The following is a 6573-nucleotide window of genomic DNA, read 5'->3' as shown; positions in this document are numbered from 1 at the left end:
CCGTATTGGCGATTTTTTCTTCGCTGTACAGAATCGTACCTAATGGATTGCGTGTAAGGATTGCCTCATTGGCTTGCTTCATAAAAGTGACAGGATCAGCCAGTTCAATATTACTGACCGAGGTAGAAACAGAATTTTCTGCGCGAAAACTAATCTGAGCTTTGCCGACTGCACCCTGTTTGGTTGTCACCAAAATGATTCCGTTTGCCCCCCGGGCTCCATAGACAGCTGTGGAAGTTGCATCTTTCATGATTGAGAAGCTGGCAATATCATCGGGCTGTAAGCGGGCCAGATCAGTCGTTGTGAGTTCCACTCCGTCAATGAGGATCAATGGTGAATTTTTGTAACCAAACGTAGTTACACCACGGATAAAAAAGTCGGCATTGTCCTGCCCGGGCTCCCCGCTACGCTGAAAACCGATCAGCCCTGCTGCTCTTCCTGCTAGTGCGGTGGTTAGATTACTAGAAGGAATCTTAAGATCGGAGACCTTGATGGAAGTAACAGCACCTACGAGGTCCGTTCTCTTCTGAGTTCCAAAGGCAACAACGGCAACCTCTTCCAGGGCATTCTTGTCAGGAAGCAATGTTATATCGAGCGATTTGCGATCACCGATTAAGATCTTCTGGGTCGTATACCCTATATAAGAAACAATAAGCACATCATTGTCACTGTTGATCTGTATGCTGTACTTTCCCTGATCATTAGTTGTGGCTCCACGTTTTGGCATCGAACCTTCTACGGTAATCGTAGCACTTGGTATTGGTAAACCCGTCTCATCCAGGATTACCCCGGTTACCATACGCGGTTGAAATCTTTTATTAGATAACTCTATTTCACTGAATTTAAGCGCGAATACAAAATTGCACGTAAAGCACAGACATAAGAGGATAAGTATTTTCTTCATACTTTACTCAGTTTAAATTGTAATATTAAAGAAGGTGTTTTAAGTTGATTTTTCAGTTCCAAACTATAATCAGGAACTATGGTGATTGATGTCAGCTAGGTGTATTTATTTGGATGTAAATACTAAAGAGAGCTAGCAAATATGTTGGATAGTTTTTAAATCATATACACCTTCCTTTCATTGATAAATCCTTGGCGTCATGGCACTTAAATATGGTATTCATATGGATGTTCAAAAATTTGGTTAACACTGCTATTAAAATTTCGGAAATAAGGAACCCTCCAATGAAATTAATTGGGTATTTTTAACATATTAAAATGTAACTACAACAATGCTGTTCGGAATGATGTGGTTCTTATTTTCATTTGTCTGAATATGGTTTGTATTGGCGGTTTAGTGAAACAAATATACCGGATACAGAAAAAGTTAATTTTAAAATAATATCGCAATTGTTTGTAGTTTTTGGCATTTATTAAGTCATTCACATACCAAAATCAATATACCCGTATGGTTTTCCAAGTTGTTTACACTAAATTTTCATCACCACGTTAATCAGCAAATACTGTTTTGTTCTTTTGCCAGTCGTTGCCATCCATACGCAGCTTGAAGCTAAACCCATGGGCATTATATCCTATTTCTTTCAGGAAGTCCTGAAGTACGGGCGTAAATATCTCTATAAACTTTGCACAGTATCCCTCAAAATCGGGCATGATAAACTTGAACTTATAACTGTCCTTAAAATCAGTAAGATTGAATATAATATCGGTTTCCGTGACATTTACAAAACGGGCCAGGTAAACGATATTCGTCCTGAGCCGTTCATTCCGGCGTATAAAGTTCAGCAGTTTTTGTTCCAGTAATTTGGTGACATAATGGTACTCGTTTTCCCAGTAGGGTTTGTAGGAGTCTTCTTGGGGTGTGTACCCCGGTTGCTGATTGAAGATTTCAGATCGGTAGCGGTTGTTGTTAGGTCTTGGCATAATGGTAAGTATTTAGGCAAGACAAAATTACTAATATTTTTAGTAATTCACAATGTGAAAGGATTTGTTTTTGGTTATTCAGACTAACCACTTCAAATCATTGGGCTATATTTTTGGTTCGCCAGATCATCAATGAAATCCAAAACTGCTTTAATTAGAAGTGTTCGTAGTGGATTTGATTTTAATACTAACATACCACCATAAAATTTTTCGTTCCTGAAGACTGAATTTCTTTTTATGTGCTCGATATCCTCCATCATTTCTTCATTGCACCACTTACTAAAGATGATACTTCTATGTCTGGAATATTCATCGTCGGGATAACAAAAATACACCAATGCATGATGAGTATATTTATTTAAAAAATTCCTAACGATGTAAACTATCGTTCGCTTGATCTTTTCATCGTACTCAGACCCTGTCAAACCCGGGTGAGATCTGTATGCGATACGGGTGTGATGTATTTGTGAGGTTAAGGGAGACTTATTTAGAAATCTCACGTAGTGGCGGCAGTATGTCTTTCGATCCTTCCAGGCTCAACTTTACTGCTTTAAAGTATGTTAATAAGGAAATCCTATTCCTAATATCATGTGTAGAGCTCAAAGGGCTTTTATATTTTGCTTTATATGGCACTGTATCAAACTTTTTTCCCAGAGTGAGCGTCCGCTCATAGTCATGTTTAACTTTTAAGAGATCCAGAAGCGCCGTCTTAGGATCCGGGTTATTTGTTTGAGCACTTGCATAAATGTGATAACGAGTTTGATTGAGAATTGCATTAATTAGTGTTTGAGAGGCTAATATAGGGATTTCAACTGACGGAGAGTGGAAGCTATATTTAGTATTCATGGTAGCTAGAGGTTCGAGGCTTCCTTACTCAATATTTACCTCCTAACCGCGATAATTACCACACCGGTTACTTTTTCGACGTATTGGTATTAATGGTTATGGAATTGGAATATCTCTCATTATTGTGCCCTTGTTACCTATAGGCCTGTTCGTTCAGTTGCTACGATTTTCATAAAGAGTTTAACGTCGTCCGAAATAGTTCCATCACCAATAGCAAAGTGCTTTTCTGATGCATAATCGATACCCCAATCTGTTCGATCAATGATCAGCGTGCCATTCATCACGACAGTTCCGTCCATTCCGTCCTTAAAAAGCATATTGGCTGGAAAAGTAACTGCCTTCGTGATCCCTTCAATGGTCAGGTTCCCTGTAACTTTTATAGTTGCGACAGCTTCAATGGTCATGTTCCCGTTCCTCCCTTCAGTTTTTCCATCACTCCCTGTTTCAACCTTCGTAATTGAGAATGTAGAAACAGGGAATTTTTTGACATCAAAAAATGCAGGTAATTTATTGTGTGGACCTGGATCATCAAATTTTTGTTCAATTGTATTCATGTCGACTTCAACTGCACCGCCCACCAGATGACGGTTTTCGATCAACAATTCTCCTTTTAATATATCGACGTCCCCTGTACCGGAACCATCACCAAGAAACTTAGAACCTTCCCATGCACCAAGTAGCATAGAACCTTTCCATATAACAACACTTTGCTTCGTATCTATGATATATTTTTTCTGACCCTCTTTATTATAAAAGTCCGTGATGGTCTTTCCATCATAACGATACACTCCGGTCGCAGATCCAAACCAAATACCTCCATCGTTAGCTTCCAAAAGCCCCAAAAAAGCATCTCCTAACATAATTTCGACTACAGTGGGCTTATTACTATACAAGGACTTTGCATCATAACGGGACAGAGCCCAGACCGCCACATGAGCAGTATTTACCGGACCAGTAGTCCAGATGTTTCCTTTTTTATCCTCGATTATAGTATAAGCACCCTTCTGCGATACCCAAGTAAAGGTACTGCCGTCATAGCGCCAGAGGCCATTGGTCACGTCACCAAGCCAAATATTGCCTTTTCTATCTTCGATTATACTCCAAACGTTTGTAAAAGTTTTGCCCTTATGGATTAACGGGGTAAATGTTTTTCCGTCAAAAACGAAAGCATCGCCCCTTGTGCCAACCCATAATTTCCCGGTTTTATCTTCAATGATTGTAGTAATATCATTGTTCCAGGTAAAATCATTGTTCCAATTTCCTCCTTTATAAACACGCGAGGGGTTCGGATTTTTAAAATTTCGAAAAGATTTCCTATCGTAGCGGCTTACTCCACCTCCGGTGCCAAACCAAATAATGCCGGCTTTATCTTCATAAACGGACATAACCCGATTATTGGCAAGTCCCTCCGTGGTAGTGAAATGTTGAATGGATTTCCCGTTGTAATAATAAACGCCTGAATCAGTAGAAGTGAACCAAATATTTCCTCGTCGATCTTCCAGGACATCCCAGAATCGGTGCGAACCTATTTTATTGGTAAGATTAGTAAAAGATTTTCCATCGTATCGAAAAACATCACCAAATGATGAGTTGTTCGGGCCAGCAATTAAAATGGTGCCATTTCTGCCTTTTTTTATATTACGAACCATTATGTTAGGCCCTATGTCTTTGATTTCGGACTTGATGTTATCCTTTGGTGCGTTTGTTTGGCTTTGTCCACAGGAAGTGAGAAAAACAGACATTAAGAACAAAGTATATACGTGTATGTATTTCATAATTTATTTTATTTATTGATCCTATTAGAATTGATTCAGCGAATCTACTTTGATATTTTTCAGCCTGAGGAATCTGGATTGTAAATAAAAATGTAAACTTTGTAAATAAATCGTCGAAGATGGCCTTATACCTTGGGCCAGTTTCCCTATGCTGAAAGTCGTATTCGTTTATCGATTACCACATCAGTTCAAAACCACTTTCACCAATCCAAAAATGGAAAAAGTGATGCTGGTTTTAGTTTCATCCTTTGTTAAATTGTGATTATTTGGTTTCCCGGTCCACTACGTCAAACGACTTATAAATATAGCAATATCAATGTATCGGCGCAATTGCTCCTATTTTTGCTTAACTTGAAGGCCAGATCCTCCAAGTCCATTGAGTATGAGCTATAAAGTGATTCAACCCAGCCTGGAACTAAAAGATTTAGTCAGCCATTTTTGGGCGGGCAAATGGCACAACTCAGCGAAAGCCGATTCTGCCTATTTTTCAACTGCAAATACGCAGACAGAGCTCGCATTTGGATTTCATTATTCATTTGGTAATACGCATCCGGAGTTAATATTTTCTACTATTCTTGGGCATACTGAAAATTTCAGACAATTTCCCATGAATGGGATGATAGATCTATTTGGCGTGTCTTTGTTTTCTCATGCCATTCCCCTATTTTTTGATATTTCCACCTCTGATCTGACCAATGAGGTGCTTGATGTTGAGGATTTGCTGAACGGTCAGGGTCAGATGATCAATGAGAAGTTGACCGCTGCAACTGATGCCGCTCAGCGTGTAAAAATTCTCACCGATTTTTTCAAATCTCAGCTGGCAAAAAGATACTTTGAAGACAAAGCGATACTTAACGCCATTAACCAAATAAGGCAGCTCAAAGGAATTATAAAAGTCAGTTGTCTTGCAACTGAATCTTGCCTTTCCCAAAAACAGTTTGAAAGGAGGTTTATGGGATACACAGGTTTCAATCCGAAGCTTTATTCAAGAATCATACGTTTTGAAACAGCGGTTTCAAATAGTCACAGCTATGACACGCTTACCGAAATCGCTTACGATTTGGGTTATCATGATCAAGCTCATTTCATCCACGAGTTTAAAAAATTCTCAGGCTTCAGCCCTAATAAGTTTCTATCGCTAACCAACTACTGAGAATGTCTATTTTTTACAATTTTGCCGTTTTTCTTCCTTTTACCTTCGACTCAGGAAATCGTTAGGTGGACTTAAACAAACATTATCAATTGAAAGATCGTAATATGAAAGATGCATTAGCAATAGACGACAACAAGCAAAGCGATAAACAAGAGGAAAAAGCAATCCCGGTTTTAGCATGTCCTGATGTGAAGACACAAGTGGCATTTTACCAGCGCCTGGGATTTGAGGTTATTCAGATACAAACATCTCCTAATCCCTTTGCATATGTGAAACTAGGCACCATTGAACTGATGTTCTATGGCAGCAGGAAGATAATTCCCGCGGCCAATTCGACAATGTGTTACATCCGTGTAAACGAAGTGGATGCACTACATGACGCATTTGCCAGTTCGCTAAAAGAGCATACCGGCAATGTGCCACGATCGGGAATACCACGATTTACTACAGTACGTGATTTGAAAGACGACCGAAGGTTTACTTTAACTGATCCCGGTGGTAATACGTTGTTTATAGGCTCACCAAGAAAAGCAGACCAACCTACTTTTCTGCGGACCCTGGACAATAAGAATTATGCAAAGCTGTTTACGGTCTTATACGATATCGTATATTCCAAGGAAGATCCTCAAATGGCGGCAGATAATTTGTCGAGATATGACATAGATATAGCTTTGCTAAGCGACCTGGACAAAGCAAAATACCTTCTGGTGGTGCTTGATATTCAGCAAAAAGTGGGACAACCTCCGAATGACACGGGACTTAGCGCACTTTTGAAAACGCATGAAGGCGATGACGCTAAATGGCAAATGATCAGGAAGAAATATTTATCGTTGTTGGGATAATACAACTGGGTTTTCACTTTAAAATAAGTGGAATACATTGACTTGCATTAGTTATTTTTATCTTCACAAAAAT

At 39.2% G+C, this 6573-nt stretch carries 6 protein-coding genes; 2 read left to right on the top strand and 4 right to left on the bottom strand.

Going from position 1 to position 6573, the window contains the following annotated elements:
- From VK541_RS11720 to VK541_RS11705, 4 genes are all read right to left on the bottom strand, one after another.
- Positions 1 to 904: carboxypeptidase-like regulatory domain-containing protein (locus VK541_RS11720; protein ID WP_324370244.1), on the bottom strand; the 904-nt coding region annotated here is incomplete at its 3' end.
- 548 nt (positions 905 to 1452) lie between these two features.
- Positions 1453 to 1884, bottom strand: a complete 432-nt coding sequence (locus VK541_RS11715; RefSeq protein ID WP_324370242.1) for a hypothetical protein — start codon at positions 1882 to 1884, stop codon at positions 1453 to 1455.
- 483 nt (positions 1885 to 2367) lie between these two features.
- Positions 2368 to 2730, bottom strand: coding sequence for a hypothetical protein (locus VK541_RS11710; protein ID WP_324370240.1), 363 nt, complete (start codon positions 2728 to 2730; stop codon positions 2368 to 2370).
- A gap of 137 nt (positions 2731 to 2867) precedes the next feature.
- Positions 2868 to 4505 carry a two-component regulator propeller domain-containing protein gene (locus VK541_RS11705; RefSeq protein ID WP_324370238.1) on the bottom strand — a complete coding sequence of 546 codons (1638 nt, stop codon included), beginning with the start codon at positions 4503 to 4505 and terminating at the stop codon, positions 2868 to 2870.
- Positions 4506 to 4887: 382 nt separating this feature from the next.
- On the opposite strand from VK541_RS11705, the gene VK541_RS11700 reads away from it, so the two are divergent.
- Both VK541_RS11700 and VK541_RS11695 read left to right on the top strand, forming a co-directional pair.
- Positions 4888 to 5658 carry a helix-turn-helix domain-containing protein gene (locus tag VK541_RS11700; protein ID WP_324370236.1) on the top strand — a complete coding sequence of 257 codons (771 nt, stop codon included), beginning with the start codon at positions 4888 to 4890 and terminating at the stop codon, positions 5656 to 5658.
- A gap of 104 nt (positions 5659 to 5762) precedes the next feature.
- Positions 5763 to 6500, top strand: a complete 738-nt coding sequence (locus VK541_RS11695; RefSeq protein ID WP_324370234.1) for a VOC family protein — start codon at positions 5763 to 5765, stop codon at positions 6498 to 6500.
- Positions 6501 to 6573: the final 73 nt, after the last annotated feature.

The organism is Pedobacter sp. (assembly GCF_035317785.1).
Classification (GTDB): Bacteria; Bacteroidota; Bacteroidia; order Sphingobacteriales; family Sphingobacteriaceae; genus Pedobacter.
Note: the sequence above shows the minus strand (reverse complement) of the source record. Positions and strands in the feature narration are given on the sequence as shown.